General features: G+C 73.9%; 26 protein-coding genes. 13 read left to right on the top strand and 13 right to left on the bottom strand.

All coding sequences use genetic code 11. The features are described from left to right. Nucleotides 1–88: 88 nt before the first annotated feature. A complete protein-coding gene (locus tag AB0M43_RS06820; RefSeq protein WP_363721816.1) occupies nt 89–556 on the bottom strand; it encodes a hypothetical protein in 468 nt (155 codons plus the stop codon). Between the two features lie 70 nt (nt 557–626). On the opposite strand from AB0M43_RS06820, the gene AB0M43_RS06815 reads away from it, so the two are divergent. From AB0M43_RS06815 to AB0M43_RS06805, 3 genes are all read left to right on the top strand, one after another. Continuing rightward, nucleotides 627–1,166 (top strand): helix-turn-helix domain-containing protein, encoded by a 540-nt coding sequence (locus AB0M43_RS06815; RefSeq protein ID WP_363721815.1) that lies wholly within the window; start codon nt 627–629, stop codon nt 1,164–1,166. A 32-nt stretch (nt 1,167–1,198) separates the two neighbouring features. Further along, nucleotides 1,199–1,762: a GNAT family N-acetyltransferase gene (locus AB0M43_RS06810; RefSeq protein WP_363721813.1), complete on the top strand. Its 564-nt coding sequence runs from the start codon at nt 1,199–1,201 to the stop codon at nt 1,760–1,762. Nucleotides 1,763–2,023: 261 nt separating this feature from the next. Next, on the top strand, nt 2,024–4,042 hold the full coding sequence (locus AB0M43_RS06805; RefSeq protein ID WP_363722072.1) for a M4 family metallopeptidase: 2,019 nt from the start codon (nt 2,024–2,026) through the stop codon (nt 4,040–4,042). 185 nt (nt 4,043–4,227) lie between these two features. Here the strand turns inward: AB0M43_RS06805 and AB0M43_RS06800 are convergent, their stop codons facing one another. After that, a complete protein-coding gene (locus AB0M43_RS06800) occupies nt 4,228–5,391 on the bottom strand; it encodes a GNAT family N-acetyltransferase (protein WP_363721811.1) in 1,164 nt (387 codons plus the stop codon). Nucleotides 5,392–5,494: 103 nt separating this feature from the next. Between AB0M43_RS06800 and AB0M43_RS06795 the strand changes: the two genes are divergently transcribed. The 4 genes from AB0M43_RS06795 to AB0M43_RS06780 all read left to right on the top strand — a co-directional run bounded on the left by AB0M43_RS06795 (nt 5,495) and on the right by AB0M43_RS06780 (nt 9,363). Further along, nucleotides 5,495–6,418, top strand: coding sequence for a LysR family transcriptional regulator (locus tag AB0M43_RS06795; RefSeq protein WP_363721810.1), 924 nt, complete (start codon nt 5,495–5,497; stop codon nt 6,416–6,418). 183 nt (nt 6,419–6,601) lie between these two features. Further along, nucleotides 6,602–7,675 carry an alkene reductase gene (locus AB0M43_RS06790; RefSeq protein ID WP_363721808.1) on the top strand — a complete coding sequence of 358 codons (1,074 nt, stop codon included), beginning with the start codon at nt 6,602–6,604 and terminating at the stop codon, nt 7,673–7,675. After that, complete coding sequence (locus tag AB0M43_RS06785; protein WP_363721806.1) at nt 7,675–8,082, top strand: RidA family protein; 408 nt, start codon at nt 7,675–7,677, stop codon at nt 8,080–8,082. Before AB0M43_RS06790 ends, AB0M43_RS06785 begins: the two co-directional genes overlap by 1 nt. 81 nt (nt 8,083–8,163) lie before the next feature. Next, a complete protein-coding gene (locus AB0M43_RS06780; protein WP_363721804.1) occupies nt 8,164–9,363 on the top strand; it encodes an MFS transporter in 1,200 nt (399 codons plus the stop codon). Between the two features lie 77 nt (nt 9,364–9,440). On the opposite strand, the gene AB0M43_RS06775 is transcribed toward AB0M43_RS06780, so the two are convergent. The 3 genes from AB0M43_RS06775 to AB0M43_RS06765 all read right to left on the bottom strand — a co-directional run bounded on the left by AB0M43_RS06775 (nt 9,441) and on the right by AB0M43_RS06765 (nt 11,976). Beyond that, a complete protein-coding gene (locus AB0M43_RS06775) occupies nt 9,441–10,535 on the bottom strand; it encodes a VOC family protein (RefSeq protein WP_363721802.1) in 1,095 nt (364 codons plus the stop codon). A 254-nt stretch (nt 10,536–10,789) separates the two neighbouring features. Next, nucleotides 10,790–11,074, bottom strand: a complete 285-nt coding sequence (locus tag AB0M43_RS06770) for a hypothetical protein (protein ID WP_363721801.1) — start codon at nt 11,072–11,074, stop codon at nt 10,790–10,792. Further along, nucleotides 11,071–11,976: a cyclase family protein gene (locus AB0M43_RS06765; protein WP_363721799.1), complete on the bottom strand. Its 906-nt coding sequence runs from the start codon at nt 11,974–11,976 to the stop codon at nt 11,071–11,073. Before AB0M43_RS06765 ends, AB0M43_RS06770 begins: the two co-directional genes overlap by 4 nt. 71 nt (nt 11,977–12,047) lie before the next feature. Between AB0M43_RS06765 and AB0M43_RS06760 the strand changes: the two genes are divergently transcribed. The 3 genes from AB0M43_RS06760 to AB0M43_RS06750 are packed head-to-tail and all read left to right on the top strand — an operon-like array spanning nt 12,048 to nt 14,592. After that, entirely contained in the window at nt 12,048–12,965 is a 918-nt protein-coding gene (locus AB0M43_RS06760; RefSeq protein ID WP_363721798.1) for a LysR family transcriptional regulator, read from the top strand. Nucleotides 12,966–13,009: 44 nt separating this feature from the next. Further along, entirely contained in the window at nt 13,010–13,957 is a 948-nt protein-coding gene (locus tag AB0M43_RS06755; RefSeq protein ID WP_363721796.1) for a hypothetical protein, read from the top strand. A 44-nt stretch (nt 13,958–14,001) separates the two neighbouring features. Beyond that, on the top strand, nt 14,002–14,592 hold the full coding sequence (locus AB0M43_RS06750; protein WP_363721795.1) for an ABATE domain-containing protein: 591 nt from the start codon (nt 14,002–14,004) through the stop codon (nt 14,590–14,592). Here AB0M43_RS06750 and AB0M43_RS06745 read toward each other — a convergent pair. Together AB0M43_RS06745 and AB0M43_RS06740 are read right to left on the bottom strand one after the other, a co-directional pair. Next, entirely contained in the window at nt 14,579–15,460 is an 882-nt protein-coding gene (locus tag AB0M43_RS06745) for a pyridoxamine 5'-phosphate oxidase family protein (RefSeq protein ID WP_363721793.1), read from the bottom strand. The two genes, AB0M43_RS06750 and AB0M43_RS06745, sit on opposite strands and share 14 nt — an antisense overlap. Nucleotides 15,461–15,463: 3 nt before the next feature. Continuing rightward, nucleotides 15,464–15,904 (bottom strand): VOC family protein, encoded by a 441-nt coding sequence (locus tag AB0M43_RS06740; protein WP_363721792.1) that lies wholly within the window; start codon nt 15,902–15,904, stop codon nt 15,464–15,466. Nucleotides 15,905–16,108: 204 nt separating this feature from the next. Between AB0M43_RS06740 and AB0M43_RS06735 the strand changes: the two genes are divergently transcribed. After that, entirely contained in the window at nt 16,109–16,351 is a 243-nt protein-coding gene (locus tag AB0M43_RS06735) for a hypothetical protein (RefSeq protein WP_363721790.1), read from the top strand. 31 nt (nt 16,352–16,382) lie between these two features. Here AB0M43_RS06735 and AB0M43_RS06730 read toward each other — a convergent pair whose 3' ends face one another. Together AB0M43_RS06730 and AB0M43_RS06725 are read right to left on the bottom strand one after the other, a co-directional pair. Continuing rightward, complete coding sequence (locus tag AB0M43_RS06730; protein WP_363721788.1) at nt 16,383–17,015, bottom strand: hypothetical protein; 633 nt, start codon at nt 17,013–17,015, stop codon at nt 16,383–16,385. 109 nt (nt 17,016–17,124) lie between these two features. After that, the gene (locus AB0M43_RS06725) at nt 17,125–17,817 is read right to left on the bottom strand and encodes a DUF4386 domain-containing protein (RefSeq protein WP_363721786.1); all 693 of its coding nucleotides are present in this window, start codon (nt 17,815–17,817) and stop codon (nt 17,125–17,127) included. A 108-nt stretch (nt 17,818–17,925) separates the two neighbouring features. Between AB0M43_RS06725 and AB0M43_RS06720 the strand changes: the two genes are divergently transcribed. After that, the gene (locus tag AB0M43_RS06720) at nt 17,926–18,615 is read left to right on the top strand and encodes a TetR/AcrR family transcriptional regulator C-terminal domain-containing protein (protein ID WP_363721784.1); all 690 of its coding nucleotides are present in this window, start codon (nt 17,926–17,928) and stop codon (nt 18,613–18,615) included. 32 nt (nt 18,616–18,647) lie between these two features. After that, the gene (cpt, locus tag AB0M43_RS06715; protein WP_363721783.1) at nt 18,648–19,178 is read left to right on the top strand and encodes a chloramphenicol phosphotransferase CPT; all 531 of its coding nucleotides are present in this window, start codon (nt 18,648–18,650) and stop codon (nt 19,176–19,178) included. A 56-nt stretch (nt 19,179–19,234) separates the two neighbouring features. Here the strand turns inward: cpt and AB0M43_RS06710 are convergent, their stop codons facing one another. From AB0M43_RS06710 to AB0M43_RS06695, 4 genes are all read right to left on the bottom strand, one after another. After that, entirely contained in the window at nt 19,235–19,645 is a 411-nt protein-coding gene (locus AB0M43_RS06710; protein WP_363721781.1) for a YciI family protein, read from the bottom strand. 246 nt (nt 19,646–19,891) lie between these two features. After that, nucleotides 19,892–20,692, bottom strand: coding sequence for an alpha/beta hydrolase (locus tag AB0M43_RS06705; RefSeq protein WP_363721779.1), 801 nt, complete (start codon nt 20,690–20,692; stop codon nt 19,892–19,894). A 105-nt stretch (nt 20,693–20,797) separates the two neighbouring features. Then, nucleotides 20,798–21,076: a hypothetical protein gene (locus AB0M43_RS06700; protein WP_363721777.1), complete on the bottom strand. Its 279-nt coding sequence runs from the start codon at nt 21,074–21,076 to the stop codon at nt 20,798–20,800. A 116-nt stretch (nt 21,077–21,192) separates the two neighbouring features. Then, nucleotides 21,193–21,753: a hypothetical protein gene (locus AB0M43_RS06695; protein ID WP_363721776.1), complete on the bottom strand. Its 561-nt coding sequence runs from the start codon at nt 21,751–21,753 to the stop codon at nt 21,193–21,195. Nucleotides 21,754–21,853 lie beyond the last annotated feature (100 nt).

Here is a 21,853-nt window from a genome sequence, read left to right as displayed (position 1 = left end):
CACTGACGAGTCGCCCGGAGCGCCGGACCCGAGCTCCGCAGGCGCACGTCCCAGGGCCTGGGCTGCTGCCGCGCGTCCCGGCCGGACCCTAGCCCCGCAGGCGCACGTCGGCGAGGTATCCGCGCATCGCGACGAGCGGCACGCCCACCGCGGCGGCGAAGACGCAGTTGAACGCCGCGTGCGCGGTCGAGCCCACGACCAGCGAGAAGGTGGTGTCGACGCCGAACCAGACGGTCATCGAGGCGGCGGTGGCGGTCCAGGCCCAGCGTTCGCGGCGGCGCAACGGCCCCCGGGCCACCGCCAGGAGCAGCACCATCCAGCCGATCAGGACCGCGCCGAGGACGCCGTAGAGGAGCTGGACGTGGCCCTCGCCGGCGCTGACGCCGCTGGCCGTCGGGCCGAACCCGAGCACGTCGAACAGCGTCGCGGCGCCGCGCCCGTGGACGACCAGGACGGTGCCGTAGGCGATGACCGCGGCGATGGCCGCGCACAGCCACCGGTCCCACAGTCGGGCCCGGCGGTCGCGGGCGGTGGACATGGGGGAGTGCGGTGGCATGACGACCCCAGACTTTGTAGTTGGCACTACAGAACGACCAGAAATGTAGCACCGACTACACTTCCCGTTCGTGGGGTACAAGCACAGCCGGGATCAGATGCTCGACGCCGCCGCCCGGCTGCTGGCCGAGGAGGGGCTGGCCGGCGTGACGTTCCGGCGGATCGGTGAGCGCCTCGGCGTGCCCGACCGCACGGTGGTGTACTACTTCCCCACCAAGTCCGACCTGCTCGGCGCCGTGCTCGACGGTCACGTCCGCCAGTTGCACGGCCTGCTGCACGCCGCGCTGGGCGACCGGCCACTGCCGCCGGCCGAACTGCTGCACCGGGCCTGGTCGGCCCTGCGCACCCCCGGGGCCGACGCCCTGTTCCGGGTCCACTTCGAGGTGGCGGGCCAGGCCGCCGCCGGGCGCGCGCCGTACCGCGCCCTGGCCGCCGCCCTGGCCGCACACTGGGCGGACTGGCTCAGCCCGCGCGTCGCCGTACCCGTCGAACGCCGGAACGGCCGGGCAGCCGCCCTCCTCGCGCAACTCGACGGTCTGCTTCTGCTGCGCGCGGTCGGGCAGGCGGCCCTGGCCGACACGGCCGCGACCGAGCTGGGCTGGCGCCGGTAGGGAAAGCCGCCCGACGGGCAGGAGGAGTTCACGTGAGCGTTCCGCCGATCCTGTCCGCCGCCCGGATCGAAGCTGCCCGGGTCGTGCTGCGCAAGGCCCGGGACGCCGACCGGGACCGGCTGATCGAGCTGCGGACCGACCCGGACGTCTGGGCCCACCTCGGCGGCCCGCTCCCACGGGAGGCCGTCGAGCGGCGCCTGGCCGAAATCGGACCGGCCGCCGCCACCGCCGCCCCCGGCGCGTTCGTCATCGCCGACCGGGCGACCGACGACCTGATCGGCACGGTGACCCTCAGCCGGCGCGCCGCCGACCTGCCCGGACACGTCACTGAGGACGGTGGGGAGCTGGAACTGGGCTACCTGCTGCGCCGCGACGCCTGGGGCGCGGGACTGGCGTACGAGGCGGCGGCCGCTGTCCTTCGCGCCGCCGCGGCCGAGCTCCCCGACCAGCCGGTGATCCTCGTGACCCAGACCGCCAACGTGCGGTCGTTGCGGCTCGCGGCCCGCCTGGGTTTCGAGCCGGTCGGCACGTTCGAACAGTTCGGCGCCGGGCAGACCCTGGGCCGCCTGGCGCGCCTGCATTCCTTCGAGGACTGAGCGAGGCTCAAGGGTACCCGAAGGGTGCACTAACGTTGACTTAAGCGCATTGACTGGCACGGATCACCCCGGATAGCTTCACCGATGCCCGGGTGTTGGCGGGTTGTTTGGAATTGCCGACATTGCCGTAGGGCGTCCCGCTCTCCCCCCTCATCCCGGCCGGTCCGCCGTGCCCACCGTCCACCGGGCGGTGGTCCGGCGTGCCGGCGAGAAGGAGCACTCGTGAAGCTTCCCCATCGGTTCCTGACCGTGGGTGGTGCCATGGCACTCGCGGTCGCGGCGGCCGGTACCGCAGCGGCCGTCACGGTTCCGGCCGAGCCGGTGGCCGCGCCCACCCCGCAGGCGGCGCACGCGGCCGCGCTGCGGTCGGCGGCCTCGCTCGTCGCCGGCCGGCCGGCCTACCTCCGGGCCAGCGCGGACGACAGCTTCGTCCAGCACGACGCCGTCGCCTCGCACGGCACCCAGTACGTGGCGTACGACCGGACGTACAAGGGCCTCCCGGTGACCGGCGGCGACTTCGTCCTGGCCACCGACGGCCTCGGGAACCTGAAGTCCGCCTCGGTCGCCCTGGAGCACCCGATCGGCGACCTGTCGATCACGCCGGAGGTCCCCCGGGCGGCCGCCGAGGCCACCGCCGGGAGCATGGTCACCGGGGCGACCCTGGAGGGCACCCGGCTCGTCGTGTACGCCCTGGACGGCACGCCCAGGCTGGCCTGGGAGGCCACGGTGACCGGCCGCGCCGCCGGCCGCCCGAGCCGCCTGACGGTGGACGTCGACGCGCTCACCGGCGCCGTGCTGCGGACCCGGGACAACGTCGCGCACGGCACCGGCAACTCCGCCTACAACGGGCCGGCCGTCGCGCTCACCACGACCGGCTCGGGCGGGACGTACTCGATGAAGGACCCGACCATCACGAACCTGAGCTGCCAGGACGCGGCGAACAACACCACCCTCACCGGCCCGGACGACTCCTGGGGCAACGGCTCGGCGACCAACAAGGAGACCGGCTGCGTGGACGCCCTGTTCGCCGCGCAGACCGAGGCGAGGATGCTGTCCCAGTGGCTGGGGCGCAACGGGATCGACGGCTCCGGCGGCGCGTGGCCGATCCGGGTCGGCCTCGACGGGGTCGGCGCCTACTTCGACGGCAGCCAGGTCCAGATCGGGCGCAACGTCGCCAACGGCTGGCTCTCGTCGGTCGACGTGGTCGCCCACGAACTGGGCCACGGCATCGACGAGCACACCCCGGGCGGCCAGTCGTTCAACGGCACGGGGGAGTGGATCGCCGACTCGTTCGGCACGGCGACCGAGCACTTCGCCAACGAGCCGAGCCCGCACGACGTGCCGGACTGGACCATCGGCGAGGAGGTCGACATGGAGGGCAAGGGCCCGATCCGCAACATGTACGACCCGTCGCTGATCGACAACCACCCGAACTGCTACTCGAGCTCCATCCCGACCGGCGAGTCGCACACCGGCGCGGGTGTGGGCAACCACTGGAGTTACCTGGTGGCCAAGGGCAGCAACCCGGCCGGCGGCCCGGTCAGCCCGACCTGCAACAACTCCAGCGTGACCGGGATCGGCGTCCAGAAGTGGATCACGATCCTGTACAACGCGATGCTGATGAAGACGTCCAGCGCCTCGTACCTGAAGTACCGGACCTGGACGTTGCAGGCCGCGAAGAACCTCTACGGGGGTACTGGCTGCACCGAGTTCAACACGGTCAGGGCCGCGTGGGACGCCGTCAGCGTGCCGGCCCAGACCGGTGACCCGACGTGCGCCGGCGGCACCGCGACGCCGACTCCCACCAGGACCGCAGGCCCGGGCACGTGCTCCGGACAGAAGCTCGGCAACCCCGGGTTCGAGTCCGCCTCGGCCGCGCCGTGGACCGCCACGTCCGGGGTGATCGACAGCTCGTCCTCCCAGCCAGCGCACGGCGGCACCCGGAAGGCCTGGCTCGACGGGTACGGCTCCGGCCACACCGACACGGTGTCGCAGTCGGTGGCCATCCCGGCGGGCTGCCGGGCCACCCTGAGCTTCTACCTGCACATCGACACGGCGGAGACCACCACCTCGGCGGCCAACGACAAGCTGACCGTGACGGCGGGCCCGACCACCCTGGCGACCTATTCGAACCTGAACAAGGCCGCCGGGTACACGCTGAGGTCGTTCGACGTGTCCGCGTTGGCCGGCCAGACCGTGACGATCACGTTCAGCGGCGTCGAGAACGGGTCGCTGCAGACCTCGTTCGTCGTGGACGACACCGCGCTGACGGTGAGCTGACGCGTCCGGATCAGGGGGAAACAGAGGGTGGCGGTCTCGTCGTAGCAGGTGGCGAGACCGCCGCCACTGTTGGAGGCGGTGGACACAGCGGCCGGGATTCTCGGGGGGAGCCTGACCCCACGCCCGGACGCGCGTCCGGCCAGGCGCGGATAGCGACGGGGCCGACGTTCCCGGTGCGGTCCGGTTCAGGGCAGGTAGAACAGCCGGACGTCGGCGTCCACCGGCGGGAACAGCGCGGTCATCACGTCCCGGTTGCGCCCCGGATAGACGTCCGGCTGCTGGGTGGACAGCCCCGCGATGCCGTGCGGGCCGAACAGCACGGCGGCGAGCTGGTCGGGCGCGATCCCCGCCCCGCCGACGACCCCCGGCGCCTGCATGACCCCACCGCCGCTGACCGGCCCGGCCACACCGTCGGCGTAGCCGAACCGCAGGTGCGACCGGAACAGCGACACCACCACCTCGAGATCGGCGACCCCGGCCCTGGCCAGCCGCGCCCCGAACACCGGCCGCAGCCGCTCGAACAGCGCCACCGGGTCCGGAATCCGGATCATGTCGGCCTCGGCCTGCGAGGACCCGGGACCGAGATGGTCGGCCGCGTCCCGACCGGTCACCTCGATCTCCGGCCGCAGCCCCCGGACGTGGCGGAGCAGCGCCAGCCTCGCCCCGGGGGACCCGGCCAGCTCCGCGAGCTGATCGCCGTCGTCGCGCCCGGCACCGACGATCGTGTCCCCGGACGACACCACCCACTGGGTACTGCCGGGCCGCGCCACCAGCCACCGCCAGCACGCCGCCGACCTGCGCAGACTCAGGCCCACCCCGGCCAGGTCGGCCTCCTGCAACCGGGCCAGCTCCGGCACGTCGGCCGCCACCGCCTCGCGCACGGTCAGCCCCGCCCCGCCCTCGGGCAGGTCCCCGACCACGGGCCGGCTGGTCGGCCGCGGAATCGCGTACTCGTAGCCGAACTGCCGGTAGAAGTACGGGATCCCGTGGAGTACCTGCAGCACGTGTCCCCGCTCGGCGGACCGGTCGTGCGCCCAGCCCATCAGCGCCCGGACCAGGCCGCGACCCTCGTGGGACCGCGCGGTGGCCACCATCTCCACCTGTCCGGCGGGCAGCTCGCACCCGTCGAGCACCAGGGTCTCGTCCAGCAGGGTCGCGGTGGACACCACCGTGTCGCCGTCGAGCACCACGGCGCAGGCCTCGTAGCCGGCGTCGGGGTCCTCGACGACCAGGCGCAGGTCCACGGCGTCGTCGGCGTCGCCCCGGTCGGTGAGCAGCGCCGAGATCTGGTCCAGGTCGGCCGGTCGGGCCGCGCGCAGCCGCAGGCCGCCGGGAAGAGTGTCACCCATGGCCAGAGTCTGGCGGTCCACCGGCGGGACGGCGACCGGATTTCCGGCGGACGTCCCCGCGACGGAGCCGAACACCGCCCGCTACGTTGGATCATGACGGCCGGTGCCGGACAGCGACGGTGACCTGGAGGTCGGCATGGAGCGGTACGAGATCGAGATCTTCCTCGCCCTCGCCGAGGAGCTGCACTTCGCCCGCACGGCCGCCCGGCTGGGGCTCTCGCCGGCCCGGGTGACCCAGGTGGTCCAGAAGCTCGAACGCCGGATCGGCGCGGCGCTGTTCGACCGGTCGAGCCGCAGGGTCGAACTGACCACGCTGGGCGCGCAGTTCCGGGCCGACCTGGCGCCGGGCTACCGGCAGGTCCGGTGGGCCGTGGAGCGGGCGACGATGGCGGCCCGGGGCTTCGACGGCCCGTTCCACGTCGGCTACGTCGGGGCGGCCGGCGGCCGGTTCACCCTGCGGCTGGCCCGGGCGTTCGGCGAGCTGCACCCGACCACCGAGATGACGGTCAGCGAGTTGCAGCTGGGCAACTCGTTGGAGGCCCTGCACGACCGGAGCATCGAGATGGTGCTCAACAGCCGGCCCATCACCGGCCCCGACCTGGTGAACGGGCCGGACCTGTGGCGGGACCCGCGCCACCTCGCGGTGCCGGTGGACCACCCGTTCGCCGCCCGGGCCGCGGTCAGCCTCGAGGACCTGGCCGAGGTCACGCTGATCCGGATGCCGGAACACATCCCGCTGTCCGTCCGCGAGGACCGGGTGCCCGAGCGCACCCCGGCCGGCCGGCCCATCGCGCACGGCCCGGTCGGGTACACGTTCCCCGAGGCGTTGACCCTGGTCGGGGCCGGCGAGGGCGCCTTCACGGTCGGCGCGCAGGTCCACCAGTTCTACCAGCGGCCCGACGTGGCCTACGTGCCGTTCAGCGACGCCCCGCCGATCGGCTGGGGCTTCCTGTGGCGCGCCTCCCAGGAGACCGCCCGGATCCGGGCGTTCAACGCCATGGCCGTCCGGTTCGCCGAGCCGGCCTGAGCCCCACCTGGTCCGTTCAGCGGGGCTGAACGTGCGTTCGCCCGGTCGTCGTTGATCATGTCGCGCGGGCCGGCCATCGTGGTTCCTGTGAGTCGCCGGCCGGTCCGGCCCGACTCCCGCCGATCCCCGCCCGCCGCCCGCCGCGCGTGCCGTCGGCGTGCGCCCGCGACCCGAAGGACGACCGTGACCGACTACTTCCGACCGTTGACCGTGGGCAAGCTGGAGCTGCCCAACCGCCTCGTGATGGCGCCGATGACCCGCAGCCGCGCGCCCGGCGGGCTGGTGACGGCGCTGACGGCCGAGTACTACGCCCAGCGCGCCTCGGCCGGCCTGATCATCTCGGAGGCGACCCAGATCAGCGAACTCGGCCAGGGCTACGTCCACACGCCCGGCCTGCACTCCGCCGAACAGGTGGCGGCGTGGCGCGCCGTGACCGACGCCGTGCGCGCCGCGGGCGGGCGGATGTTCGCCCAGCTGGTGCACTGCGGCCGGATCGGGCACCCGGTGCTGCGGGCCGACGGCGCGCCGCCGGTCGGCCCGTCGCCGATCGCCTCCGGCGGGCAGCTGTACATCGCCGGGGGCCCGCTCGACCACCCGACGCCGCGCGGGATGACCCAGGCCGACATCGACGCGACGATCGCCGACTTCGCGCTGGCCGCGCGCAACGCGGTCGACGCCGGCTTCGACGGGGTGGAACTGCACGCCGCGAACGGTTTCCTGCTGCACCAGTTCCTGGCCGACGGCAGCAACGAGCGGACCGACTTCTACGGCGGCTCCGTGCGGAACCGGATCCGGTTCGCCGTCGAGGTGGTGCGCGCCGTCGGCGACGCGGTCGGCCCGGAGCGGGTCGGGATCCGGATCTCGCCCGGCGCCACGTTCAACGGCATGACCGAGAGCGACCCCCTCGACGTGTACGCGGCGCTGGCCCGCGCCCTGGCCCCAATGCCGCTGGCGTACCTGCACGTCTTCGAGTTCGGCGACCGCGAGGTGACCCGGCTGGTCCGCGCCGCGTGGCCCGGGGTCCTGCTGCTGTGCCCGCACCCCGCACCCGACGCGTTCCCGGCCACCCCGGAGACCGGCGCGGCGGCCCTGGCCGAGGGCGTCGCCGACGCGGTCGTGCTGGCCGAACTGTGGCTGGCCAACCCGGACCTGGTCGCCCGGGTCCGGGCCGGCGGCCCCTACAGCGCGGCCGACCAGGCCACCTTCTACGGCGGCGACCACCGCGGCTACACCGACTACCCGACCCTGGAGAACTGATGCGCGCGTTGATCAACCCCGCCGGACTGCACGACCCGGTCGGGCACGGCTACAGCCACCTGGCCCGGGTCAGCGGCGAACTGGTGTTCGTCGCCGGCCAGTGGGCCGCCGACCTCGACGGCCGGGTCACCTCGTCCGACTTCGCCGACCAGGTCCGCCGGTCGCTGGCGAACCTGGGCACCGCGCTCGCGGCGGTGGGCCTGGACTTCGGCGACGTCGTCCAGCTGCGCAGCTACATCGTGGACCACGACCTGGCGAAGCTCACCGTCCTGGCGGAGGCCGTCGCCGACATCTGGGGCGACCTGCCGCCGACCCAGACCCTGCTCGGCGTCGCCGCCCTGGCGCTGCCCGACATGCGGTTCGAGATCGACGCGATCGCCGTGGGCCGCCCGCCCGACATCCCGTGACGGCCGGGGCGCCGCGCCCCGCGACGTACCCCCCACCTGATGTTGATCTTGGTTTGTTCCTCCCACCTGGCAAGGAAACCCATGAAGAAGCTCGCCGACGGGCCCGTGGCCCTCGACCGGACGACCACCGTGCCGACCCGGAGGTGGCTGGCGCTGGTCGCCGTCGCCGTCGGCACGTTCGCGATGGTGACCGTGGAACAGTTGCCGATGGGGCTGCTCACCTCGATCGGCGGCTCCCTGGACGTGTCGGCGGGCACCGCCGGGCTGATGGTGACCGTGCCCGGCCTGGTCGCCTCGGCCGCCGCCCCGCTGCTCCCGGTCGCGATCGGGCGGCTGGACCGGCGCACGGCGCTGATCGGGCTGCTCGCCCTGATGGTGGTCGCGAACGCCGCCTCGGCCCTCGCGCCGAACTTCGCCGTGATGCTCGGCTCCCGGTTCCTGGTCGGCGTCGCCATCGGCGGCTTCTGGGCGCTGGCGGCCGGCATCGCGGTCCGGATGGTGCCCGCCGCGCACGTGCCCCGGGCGGTGGCGGTCGTGTTCGGCGGGGCCACGGCGGCCAACGTGCTCGGCGTGCCGGCGGGCACCCTGATCGGGGAGTTCACCGACTGGCGGGTCGCGTTCGGCGTCCTGGGCGGGCTCGCGGTCCTGGTCGCGGTCGCCCTGGCGACGCTGGCACCGTCGCTGCCGGCGGCCGGGCCCGTGCGGCTGCGGGCCCTGCCGGCACAGTTCGGGATCCGAGGGGTACGCGCCGGCGTGCTCACCACGTTCCTGCTGGTCGGCGGCCACTACGGCACGTTCACGTTCGTCAGCCCCGTGCTGCGGACGGTGTCCGGCGTCGACCAGAGGTACGTCGGCCCGCTGCTGCTGGCCTTCGGGGTCGCGGGCATCGCCGGCAACGTCCTGGCCGGCCGGCTGATCGGCCTCGACCTGCGCCGCACCGTGGTCGGGATCGCCGTACTCCTCGCCGGGGCCCTCGCGCTGTTCCCGGTCGTCGGCACCACCCCGGCCGGCGGCGTCGTGCTCCTCGTGCTGTGGGGGCTCGCGTTCGGCGGGGTGCCGGTGAGCGTGCAGACCTGGATCCTGCGGGCCGCGCCGGACTCCGCCGAGGCGGCCACCGCGCTGAACACGTCGGTGTTCAACCTCGCGATCGCGGTCGGCGCGGCGGCCGGCGGGCTGGTCGTGGACGCGGTCTCGGTGACCGGCCTGCTCTGGTGCGGCGCGGGCGTCTCCGCCGTGGCGGCGGTCGCGGTGTGGCGGGGGCGGGGAACGGCCACGCGGTAGGCGTTCCGGGGCGGGTGGCCGGCGCGCGATCGAGGCGACGGCCACGATCCCGGGTCGCCCGCCTCTGCGGATCGCGGCTAACGGGACTCGCTGATCTCGATCAGCCGGCCGTCCGGGTCGCGGAAGAAGCACCGCACCTCCCACTCGGACTCCACCGGATCCGTGAGGAACTCCACGCCCCGCCCGCTGAGCAGCCGGTGCGCGGCCCGGCAGTCCGGCACCTTGAGGGTCAGCTCGTGGTCGACCCGGTCCGGGTCGGCGGGCGGCGCGAACGTCACCCCGGGCTTGTCCGGGGTCGGGCCGCCGCCGGTGACCAGGAGCAGCCACGCGCCCTCGAAGCTGAGCACGCTGGACGTGCCGCCGTACTCGCGGACCAGGTCCGCGCCGAGGGTGTCGCGGTAGAACCGGGTGGAGGCGTCCAGGTCGGCGACGACGAGCAGGGTGCTCAGCTCGGCCCCGCTCGGGAACTCCCGCCGCCCGCTCCGCGCCGCGCGGGACCGGATGTTGAGCAGCTCCACGGCCAGCGCGAACGCCATCGCGCAGTAGATGTACCCCTTGGGGATCTTGCGGTCGAAGCCGTCGACCAGCAGCATCGCGCCGATCAGGAGCAGGAACGCGAGCGCCAGCATCTTGATGCTCGGGTGCCGGTTCACGAAGCGCGACAGCGGGCCGGCCAGCACCAGCGTGATCAGCATCGCGACCACCACGGCGGCGATCATGACGGACAGCTCGTCGACCATGCCCACGGCGGTGATCACCGAGTCGAGGCTGAACACGACGTCGAGCAGCACGATCTGGGTCACGACCACGCCGAACGAGGCGACCGCCCGCGCGGTCGAGCCGCCCTCGGACCCCTCCAGTCCGCCGTGGATCTCGTGGCTGGCCTTCCCGATCAGGAACAGGCCGCCGAGGATCAGGATCAGGTCCCGGCCGGAGATCTCGTGGCCGGCGATGTCGAACAGGGGCGCGGTCAGTCCGATCACCCAGGACAGTGCGAACAGCAGCCCGATCCGCATGATCAGGGCGAGGCCCAGGCCGATCCGGCGCGCCTTCTCCTGCTGTTTCTCGGGCAGCTTGCCGGCCAGGATCGAGATGAACACGACATTGTCGATCCCGAGTACCAGCTCCAGCAGCAGCAGGCTCAGGAACCCGAGGATGATCTCCGCGCTCATCCGCCCAGTAAACCGGACCCGGCGGGCGTCGCGCGGGCGAAACCGCCGAACCTGCCGAAGGACAGACCAACCCGAAGAACATCATCTGGTGACGAGTCGGGAGCCGACCCGGACACTGAAGGCCGGAGCCCGGGCGGTCACGACGGGGCACCGGTCCCCGCATGATCTTGTCATGGAGTTCTTCGTGTACTGCCGTGACCGGTCGGACTCCGGCGCCCTGCCGGGCGAGCACCGCCGTGCCGGCCCGGGACCCCTCAGGCCGGCGTCACCGGACGGGATTCGCTCCGGTGCCGGCGCGCCCGCTGGGCGAGGCCGCGCACGGCGACGGCCCCGATCACCAGCCAGATGATGTTCACGGCGGCCGACGGCAGGGCGCTGTGCGCGACCGCGTTGACTGCCAGCGCCACCGACCCGGCCAGGTTGAGCACCTGGTACCCCACCCCGGCGGTGATCCGCCCACTGGACAGCAGCCCGTACGCCAGCAGCAGGGCCGCTGCGCCCAGCCAGCCGGCCGCCTCGACCAGCAGGGCGCCGGTCACGCCGGCACCACCGCGTAGGCGCGCACCGGGAACGTGCCGAAGTCGCGCACCGGGGCCGGCACGGCGTGCAGGCGCGCCCCGTGCACGGGCACGTCGCCGAGCCGGGTCAGGTGCTCCAGGACCGGCACCTCCGCGCCGAGCAGGATCGAGTGCGCCGGGCGGGCGTTGCCGTCGGTCGCGTCGATGTTGACGCTGTCGATGCCGACCAGCTTCGCGCCGGCCTCGACCAGGTACCGGGCGCCGTCCTCGGCCAGGTACGGCGCCGGGTCGCCGTAGCCGGGGGTGCGCCAGTGCCGGTCCCAGCCGGTGTGCAGCAGCACCGCCCTGCCGGCCACGTCGCTGGCGGCCAACGCGCGCGCGGTGATGCCGCGTTCGGCCGCCCCGGTGAGCCGGACGACCACCACGGGTAGGTCGGCCACGGAGTCCAGGGGGAGCCCAGCCAGGTCGGTGCCGCCCTCGTACCGGTGGAAGGGGCTGTCAAGGTAGGTGCCGGTGTTGCCGACCATCTGGATCAGGTCGATGGCGAACTCGGTGCCCTCGGCGTAGTGGTCGCGGGAGTCGGCCCGGGTCAGGTGCGGCGTGAACTCCGGCCCGGGCAGCCCGGGATAGGTGGTCATGCCGGCCTCGATGACGTGGCTCAGGTCGACCAGCCGGGTGCCGCTCCCGGTGCCGGTCTCGGTGGGGCCGCCCCGGGAGCCCCGGTGCGGCTCGGCGACCACGGCGACGTCGGACAGCCGCACCTGGTCGACCATCAGCAGCCCCAGGTGGCCCACGAACAGGCGCTCCAGGTCGTCCCCGCTGACGGTGGGGCCGGGCACGTCGAGCCGGAAGCCCTGGACCTGGAGTCCGCCGCCGTTGAGGAAGGTCACGTCCGCGTCGAAGGACGCCCGGTATTCGGTCATGTACGCATCCTCGCGCTCTCCGGCGTTCAGTACCAGCGATGATTACTACACCACGCATGTAGCATTACTGCATGCAGATCGATCCGCGCCGGCTCGCGGTGCTCCGGGCGGTGGCCGAGGCCGGCGGGGTGCTGGCCGCCGCCGCCACCCTGCACCTGACCCCGTCGGCGGTGTCGCAGCACATCGCCCGGCTGGAGTCGGAGACCGGCGTGACCCTGCTGGACCGCTCGCGGCTGGGCGGGCGGCGGGCCGCCGGGTTGACGCCGGCCGGGCGGATGCTGGCCGGGCACGCGGCACGGCTGGCCGACGTGCTCGCGGCGGCGGAACACGACCTGGCCGCCTACACCGGGAAGGTCACCGGGCCGGTGTCGGTCGGCGCGTTCCCGACCGCGATCCGGCACCTCGTCGCCCCGGCGGCCCGGGACCTCGCGACGACCGCGCCCGCCGTGACCGTGGGCATCCGGCAGGTCGAGCTCGAACCGGGCCGCGCCGCGCTGCGGACCGGCGAGATGGATCTGCTCGTCGTGGAGTCCGACGCGGCCGATCCGCCCCTCGACCTCGCCGGCCTGAGCACGGTGAAGCTGCTCGACGACCCGTACCGCGTCGTGGTCCCGCGGAGCTGGGGCGAGGTCGGTGACCTGGACGTGCTGCGCGGCCGGCCCTGGGTGGACGGCCCGCCGGGTTCAGCGCTGCGCCGGGTGCTGGACCGGCTGTCCGCGCGGCACGGTCTCGTGCTGGACCGGCGGCACGAGTGCATGGAGTTCCCGGCGGCGCTGGCCCTGGTCGCGGCGGGTCTGGCCGCCGCCGTGGTGCCGGCGTTGGCGCTCCGCGCGGGAGAGGTGTCCCCGGCGGTGCGCGCCGTCGCCCTGCCCCTGGTGGGCGCCCGCCGGCTGGACCTGCTGCACCGCAGGGGCCGGCACGAGCCCAGTCCCGCCGCCCGGATGGTCGCCGAGGCGGTGGCGGCCCGCGCGCGGACGCTGCCCCCGTGAGGACGGGCGGCGCGCGGCGGCAGCCACCGGGTAGATTCGCCCTCGTGCATCCCCTTTTCGCCGCGACACCCTCCACAGTGACCGCGTCCACCGGCCGGCGGTGGCCCCACCTGGCGGCGGCCCTCCTCATCCTGGTCGGCGCCGTGTCCGGCTGCTCGGCCGACGAGCCGGATCCCGCGCGCGGACCGACCGCCGCGTCCGTGGTCCGCAGCGCGTTCGACCCGCTGCGGCTGCGGCTGCGGGTCGGGTGGACGCCCGACGACGTGCCGACCGTGACGACGGGCACCGGCACGACCCACCAGACGGTCTTCTACGCGCGCCGCGACGGGCTGCTGAACGTCAGCGTCACCGCCTACGCCCCGGGGTTCACGTCGGAGGAGCGGGGGCAGCAGCCGCTGGAGACCCACCCGGCCCCGCCGGTCGGCGACAAGCCCAGTACGTGGGACACCGGGGGCGTCCTCACCTGGCAGTGGGCGCCCGGCGCCCGCGCGACCGTCCGGGTGACCGGCAACGACTCGGGCACGGACGCCGAGACCCGGGTGATCGCCCAGCGCGTCGCCGCCTCGGTCACGATGGACGGCGACAAGCCGGTCACGCTGCCGTTCACCGTGTCGGCGCCCGGGGGGCTGCCGGTCTCCGCGACGGATGTCGTCACGGAGCCCGATGGGACCTACCGGACGATCCTCACCTTCAGCGACAAGTCCATCTGGGTGGACCGCGACCCGAACAAGGCCGAGGTGTGGGTGCGGGTGGACAAGGCGGCGCACCGCGAGGGCGACAAGCGCGGGCCGGCGACCGCGACCACCGACGGGCACCCGACGATCCTGCTCGGGCGCACCGTGGTCTTCCTCGACGTGTCCGGCCACCGGGTGGAGGCCGCCACGCTCACCCCGTCGGCGGCGACCAGGCTGCCGGAGGCGCAGCTCACGACGCTCCTCCGGGGGCTGCGCGTGACCCCGCAGGCGTGGACCGCGACCCCGGTCGTCCCGTAGTCCGCCACGGTCTCATGGCTAGAAGCCTCAGTTACCATTAGCGGATGCGGAACAGCGACGGCGGCGCCCCCCGGCTCGGGGAGCCGCTGCCCATCGAGTTCGCCAACGCGACCTACGCGGTGCGCGGCCAGGTCCGCGACGGCCTCGGCACGGCCGAACACCTGGCCGAGTGGCTGGCCTCGGTCCGCGACCGGCTCGCCACCCCGCTGCCGGAGCACCCCACGGTCTCCCCGGCCGACCTCGCGGCGGCCCGCGCCCTGCGCGACACGGTCCGGGCCCTGGCCGACGCGGCGGCCCACGACCGGGCGCCGGCCCCCGACGCCGTCGCGGAACTGAACCGCCGCGCCGCCGCCGTGCCCCGCTGGCGGGAACTGCGCTGGGCGGACGGCCCGGTGGTCGCGGCGCGCAGCGCGGCCGATCCGGTCGGCACGGCGCTCGCCGAGCTCGCCGACGCGGCCGTGTCCCTGTTCGCCGGGCCGGACCGGACCGAGGTGCACGCCTGCCCCGGCCCCGGCTGCGTGCTGTACTTCGTGCGCGACCACCCGCGCCGCGAGTGGTGCTCGGCCGCGTGCGGCAACCGTGCCCGGGCCGCCCGGTACTACGAGCGGCACCGGGGCGGCGTCAGCGCGGATTGAGCCGGAAGTACCCGCCGAACGTCCAGCGCAGCCCGCTGCCCCGGGCGACGGACACGACCCGGTCCACGTCGAGGTCGACCAGCCGCTGCGCTCCGGGCACGGCCGCCACCCGTTCCGGGTCCTCGGACACGACGGCCCGCCCGGTGACGTGCAGCAGGTCGCCGCTCTCCCAGTCGGGGAACAGCAGCCCGCACCTCGGGTCGAGTTCCAGGTTGCCCAGGGTCATGAACATCCGGTTGCCGACGTACTCCGGCCATGTCAACCGGTCCGGCCCGGTGACCTGGACGAAGCCCGGGTTCCCGCCCCGGTGCGAGGCGTCGGCGCCCAGCCCGGCCGCGTACGTGGCGACGAAGAACGTGTCGGCCGCCCCGATCAGGGCCCGCTGCGGCCCGGTCAGCGCGCTGGTCACCCGCACCTCCCCGGGGGCGCCCGGGGCGGGGGAGGGTTCGCGGGTCTGGATGTACTTCGGACAGTTCGCGTAGACCTGGTCGGTGCGCACCACCAGCCCCGTACCCGTCGCCTGGGCCTGGCCGTTGATCCGCATCCGCCGCCGGGTGCCGGGCTCGATCGCGAGCAGCCCCACGGCCCGCTCCCGGTCGAACAGCCCGCCGAGCGGGTGCCCCGGGCGGGGCTGGTCGGCCACCGCGACGGTCCGCTCGTCCAGGGCGGTCACGAAGCCCGCCTGGCCGGTGAGCATCGTGGCCCACACCGCCCCGTCGTCGTCGGCCGCGCCGAGGACCACCATCGGCTGCCGGCGCAGGAACTCCGCCGCGATCGGCGGGATCTGCGCGCCGACGGTCGCCGACCCGAGTTCGTGCCCGCCGAACCCGGCCCGGCTCTGCACCGCCCGTTCGCCCGCGTGCCGCATGGCTTAGAAGAACCCGCAGGTCGGCGCGCCCGGGGTCGGCGCGGGGCCCTCGGCGCCGGACGGGGCGTAGATCTCCAGCCGGGTGCCGTCCGGGTCGGCGAAGAACACGCCACCGGAGCCGGCGCCCTCGCCGTGCGGGACGATCCCGTCGTGGCTGATCGCGGCGCCCAGCGCGCGCAGCGTCGCCTCGGCCCGGCGGACCGCCGCGATGTCGGGGACCTGGAAGGCGAGGTGGTGCAGGCCCGGTCGCCGGGCGTCGAACTCGCCGGTGCTCTGCTGCCACAGCGTGATCAGGAGTGTGCCGTCCACGCCGAGGAACGCGTAGCGCCGGTCGGGGTCGGGCGAGGTGCCGAGGACGTCGAGTGCGAAGACCTGGCGGTAGAAGTCGAGGGAGCGGTCCAGGTCGGTGACGTTGAGGCCGACGTGGCCGGGCGTGACGGTCATGGCACTTCCTAACGGTAGCGACATCTGTTTGCCAATAGAAATCTAATGCAATCAGAGGGGTACTGCCGCTAGAAGTGACCTGCATCACTCTCCTGGGGATGCTCCGGCGCGGCCTGTCCGGTGAACACCCGACATGCCCCGACCTCGCCGGGCTGCCAGGCTCGGCGCAGATGACCGTCCGTCAGTCCGAAGAGAGGAGCGTCGATGCCGATCACGAACATCCTGCGGGGAGCGGTCCTGGCCGTCGCCACCGCTGCCGTCCTGCTCGGCGCGCACCCCGCCTCCGCCGGTGGCGGGGTGATGGAGGCCGGGGTGTGGCAGACCTGGCAGGAGTGCGACAACGTCCGGCTCGACTTCGAGGCGTCCAACCAGTACACGTTCGCCTGCACGTTCAAGGACGCGCCGGCCGTCCGGGGCTGGTACTTCCGGCACTTCTACCTCTGGTGACGGCCCCACCCGGGCGGCCCCGCAGGCGAACTCAGTCGGCGTGTACGGGGCAGGTGGCGGTGCGGTGGGTGAACCCGGGGCGGGTCGGCCGGAGCTTCCAGCCCCACGGGTCGCCCGGCTCGGCGCGGGTGAGCACGAGGGTGTGGTTCGCCCGGGCGCCGATCCGTTCCCGGTAGGCGGCCACCGCCGGGGTGTCCGCCCCCGCCAGTTCGCGGACCCGGGCCTCGACGAAGCACAGCGGGCAGCCCTCGGTCAGACCGGCGACCAGGGTGCGGGGGGCTTCCTCGCCGCCGACCACCATGATCTTCCCGCCGGGGCTCACCGCGATCGTCAGCAGCAGCGCGCCCGGCGCCCCCGCCAGCGACCGCACCACCTCGGCGAGCTGCTCCGGGGTGTAGGGCCGGTGCGCGGCCACGGTCACCGCCGCGGCGGCCCGGGCGAACGTCGCCGCCGCGACCAGCACCCCGACGCCGACCGCGACGTAGGCGAGGACGACACCCCAGCCGGGGCCGTACCGGTGCGCCTGCCACACCGCCGCCACGCTGAGGACCAGCAGCAGCACGACGTTGAGCAGCCGGACCCGGGACCGGAACGTCGCGTGGAAGCTCCACACGAGCAGGACGGGAACTCCGACCGCGAGCACCGTGCCGAGCGTGTCGCCCATCGGGGCCCCTTCCGGGCATCGCCGGACATGACCACCCCATTCAACGGGGTACGGGCGACGCGGGTCAACGCGGTGACGGGTACTTGCCACAGTGGTCGGTCCCCGTCGCTCAGGCGGCGTGGATCCCCTCGGCGGCGGGCCTGAATCCCCTGGCGACCAGGTAGACCGCGAAGCTGACCTCCCACCCGAACACCGGCAGCGCGGCCAGCGAGCCGACCGTGGAGACCTGCTCGTAGAGGCCGAACAGCACGGCGGTCCCCGACGCGCAGATCAGCGCGCCCCCGGCGACGCCCAGCGCGGCGATGGGCCGGGGGACCAGCCGGGACCGGTACATCAGGGCGCCGAGCAGCAGGCTGTTGGCGCCCAGCGCGATGTTGGGTCCGATCAGGAACGTCCAGTCGTGCAGGGCGACGAGCGCGTGGCCGACGGTGACGAGCGCGGCGTCGTCGGTGCCGGCCGCCCCCGCGAGGTCCCGGCGCAGCGTGACGACGGCGAGCACGCTGACGGTGCCGACGACGATGACCGCGGCCTCCAGGAGGCGGAAGCACACGTAGCCGACGGCGAGACCGGGGTCGATCCGGCGGAGGACGGGGTACAGCGCGGCGGCCGTGCCGACGACGGCGGCGACCAGCAGGAGCTCGAAGAGCCCGCCCAGCAGGACGCGGGCGTCGGCGCCGGGGCCGACGACGTAGCGGGCGTCCTTCAGCGCCGGTTGGTAGAGCACCAGTCCCACGATCGCGGTGACCTCCGTCAGCAGGAACAGCACGCCGGTGACCAGCGCGGTCCTTCTCGTCGAGCTCATGGGGACCTCTCCTCTCGACCGAGGTGTACGGCGTACACCTGATGTCCCGGCAACCATAGGTGTACGCTGTACGCCTGTCAACCGGCTCCCGCGCTGGAAGGTGGTCAGATGACCCGGCCGACGGAGACCCCGCGCCGCACCCCGCTGAGCACGGAACGCGTGCTGCGCGCCGCCGTCGCGCTCGCCGACACGATCGGGATCGAGGCGCTGAGCATGCGCCGGCTCTCCCAGGAACTCGGCGTCGTGCCGATGGCGCTCTACAAGCACGTCGCCCACAAGGAGGAACTCCTCGACGGCATGGTCGACGCGGTGGTCGGCGAGATCGACCCGCCGAGGTCCGGCGCCCAGGGCATGACGGCCGTCCGGGGCCGGATCCTCTCCGCCCGGCGGGTGCTGTCGCGGCACCCGTGGGCCTCCCGCGTGATCGAGTCGCGGACCGCGCCGACCCCGGCCCTGTTGGCGTACATGGACTCGATGATCGGGATGTTCCGGGCCGACGGGTACTCCGTGGACCTCACCCACCACGCGATGCACGCCCTGGGCAGCCGGCTCCTCGGCTTCAGCCAGGAACTGTTCGACCAGTCCCCGGACGTGGACCCCGGGGTCCGGGAGGCGGGGCTGCGCGCGATGGCGACCGCGTACCCGCACGTCGTGGAGATCGCGGTCCGCGCCGACCATGACGGCCGGTCGGTGGTCGGCCAGGGGTGCGACGACCAGTTCGAGTTCGAGTTCTCCCTCGACCTGCTCCTGGACGGGTTCGAACGGCTCCGGGCGCGGGGCTGGCGCTCCACGGGCTAGGCGATGATCGACAGGGCGCTAGGCTGGGGCGCGTGGCCGCACAGGTGATCGTCCTCAACGGTGGTTCCAGCTCCGGCAAGTCCACCATCGCCCGCGCGCTCCAGGAACTCCTCCCCGAGTCCTGGGTGACGTTCGGGACCGACACCCTGGTCGACGCGCTGCCGCCCCGGCTGCTCGCCGCGGACGGCATCGAGTTCGCCGCCGACGGCGCGGTCGGCACCGGCGAGGAGTTCCGCCGCCTCGACGTCGCCTGGAGCCTGGGCATCGCCGCCATGGCGCGGGCCGGCGCGCGGGTCGTCGTGGACGAGGTGTTCCTCGGCGGGCCCGCCTCACAGCACCGCTGGCGCACCGCCCTCGACGGGCTGGACGTGCTGTGGGTCGGCGTGCGGTGCGCGCCCTCGGCGGCCGAGGCGCGCGAGGCGGCCCGGGGCGACCGGGTGCCGGGGATGGCGCGGGCGCAGGCGGACCTCGTACACCGGAACATTGTCTATGATCTTGAAGTGGACACCACGGACACCGATGCCCTGACCTGCGCCCGGGCCATCGTGGACCGCGCGGCCTGAGACGGTCGATCCGCGCGGACCCGATCCGCCGGGCGGCCCCGACGTGGCCAGGACGGTCAGCTCCGGTTGTCGTGCCGGGCCCGTTCCCCGACGGCCCGTTCGATTCCCTGCGGCATCTCGTCCTCGCCGGCCACCCGCCGGACCTCGATCTTGGAGCCGGGGACCGCCGGGACCCGCCTGGCCCAGTCGACCGCCTCCTGCTTCGATGCGACGTCGAGCAGGAAGTAGCCCCCGAACAGTTCCTTGGTCTCGCCGTACGGCCCGTCCGTGACCACCGGGGTCTCGCCGCTGAAGTCCACCACGACGCCCTGCCCCGCGTCGTCCAGCCCTTCGGCCGCGACGAACACCCCGGCCTCGACCAGGTCCCCGATGTACTGGCGGGTCGAGGCCGCCAGCTCCTCGAACCCGGCCATCAGGGCGGCGTTCGACTCCTCGGTGCCCCGCATGATCAGCATGTACCGCGACATGGCGTTCTCCTCGTCCGATGGGACCGCCTCCCGGCCCTCACACACCCAGGTCGAACGGGCGGCCCGCGGATCGACACGCCTGCGGAGAAATCTCCCGCCGCCGCGGCGCACCCGGTCCGTCCGGCGCCCGCGTTCGCCCGGCACCGGCCGCTCGGCGAGGGCCGACCCGGGCACCCCGCCGATCAGAGAGCCTATCCTCGCGGCCGGGTGCGACGACCACAGTCCGGCCAGGTCAACGGGAGGGGATCAGTCGCCTGCGCCGCGCAGCCATCCGTAGATCTCCCGGAAGGTGGCGGGACCCGGCAGATGCCCGCCGGCGTACTGCCGCCCCCGCACCCCGGGGATGTTCGCCAGCAACCACCGCGCGTGCTCGCCGGACACGTTCTCGTCGTGCGTCCCGTACCAGACGCCGACCGGGATCGCGGCGTCCGGCATGGCGAAGCCCCACGGCCGGGCGAGAGCGATCTGGTCGTCGACCCAGCCGTCGTAGCCGTCGACGAAGGTCGCCCGCAACCGCGCCATGGCCTCCGGATCGTCGAGGGCCGGTGACCCGGGCGGCATACCGGGCATCTCCGGACCGCCGGCGGCGACCAGGTCCATGATGTCGCGGGAGATCTGTTCGAGCCGGGGCCGGAGGGTGCGCTCCTCAGGCGGGTCCGCGTCCTCAGCCGGCCTGATCCCGGAGAGTACGGCGCAGCGGATCACCCGTTCGGGCAGCAGCGCGGCGCAGGCCAACGCGTGCGGCCCGCCACCCGAGCCACCGAAGACGGCGAACCGGTCCCAGCCCTGGGCGTCGGCGAGCACCCGGACGTCCCCGGCCACGTCGGCGACGGTGCGCCCCGGGCGGCGGGTCGAGCCGCCGTAGCCGGGGCGGTCGGGCATCAGCACCCGCACCCCGCTCTGGCGCATCGCCTCGACCTGGTCCGGCCGCCGCAGACGGGTGCTCGGCGTGCCGTTGTGCGCGATGACCGGGAAGCCGTCGGCGGGGCCGTGCAGGCGGTAGCGCACCACTCGTCCGTCGATCTCCACCGACCGGTCAGCGTCCATCCGGCCATTCAACAGCACCCGACGGCGGCACCGCTGACCCGCCGCCCGGGGCTGTCACGATGCCCCGGGCCGGACCGACGACTCCGCCCCGACCGGGGCGGGGTGCTACTCGAAGCGTTCGCCCCGGATGACCGCCCGCGCGACGAGCAGGAGTTTGGCCTCGTCGGGCTGGAAGCCCTTGGCGATGTCGGGGTGCAGGCCGGCCCGGGTCTCGCGGAGGATCCACCGGGCGACCTCGTCCTCGTCCTGCCCGTCGTATTCGGCCGCCACCCGGATGGCCGCCTGCTCCAGCGCGGACGTCAACTGTTCCTCCAGCGGCTCCTGGAGCTTGCGTTCCACCTTGTTGAGCTGGTCGCTGTCGAGCGACACGTGCACCTCGGTCATGGCCCACCACACCTTTCGAGACCTAGGTCTGACGGGTACCCGCCCGCGCCGGCCCTAAACGCCTCCGACCTGCGCGGATCCGTCCACACCCGCCGGACGGCACCGCCCCGGGCGGCTCAGGCGTGCGGGGTGACGCCGGGCACGGGCCGGCCGGTCGCGTCGAACAGCGCGGTGCCGCAGTCGCAGGACTCGTCGGCCAGCGTCTCGCCCGCCGGCAACTGCCAGACCAGCATCTCCCCGCAGTTCGGGCAGTCCAGGCTGATCAGGGTCTCCTCGGGTTCGGAAGTCCAGGCCCGCACAGGGAATCCCTGGTACGTCACCCCGGCCAACTCCCGCTCACCGGCCCGCGCGACGAGCACCTCGTAGGCGTCGGTGCCGGTGTCGTGCACCGCGAGCGTGCAGCCGAGCCGCGCCAGGATCCCGGCCAGGTGGTCGAGCAGGCGGGTCGGCACGTCACCGCGCCGCAGGTTCGGGTCGGCCCCGGCCGCGCGGTAGACGACGTCGGTGTCGACGTCTGTCGGCTCCACCCCGAAGGCCCGGACCCGACCGGCCACGAACGCCGCCAGCTGGCCGGGGTCCTCCTCGCCGGTCCAGTCCATCGTGAACGTCACCCTGTCGATCCCGACTCCCCGGGCCCGCTCGCCGGGCGCCAGGACCAGCTCCGCCAACTCCGTCACGGCGATCACGCTACCAATGCCGGGCCCCGACGCCGCCCGGCGCGCCTCTTCGTCCCCGACCGCCGGCCGCGAGAGCTGCCCTTTCGGTCGTGGACCGACC

Source organism: Longispora sp. NPDC051575, from assembly GCF_040681875.1.
Classification (GTDB): domain Bacteria; phylum Actinomycetota; class Actinomycetes; order Mycobacteriales; family Micromonosporaceae; genus Longispora.
The sequence above is the reverse complement of the archived record's forward strand: the minus strand, read 5'-3'. Positions and strand labels throughout refer to the sequence as shown.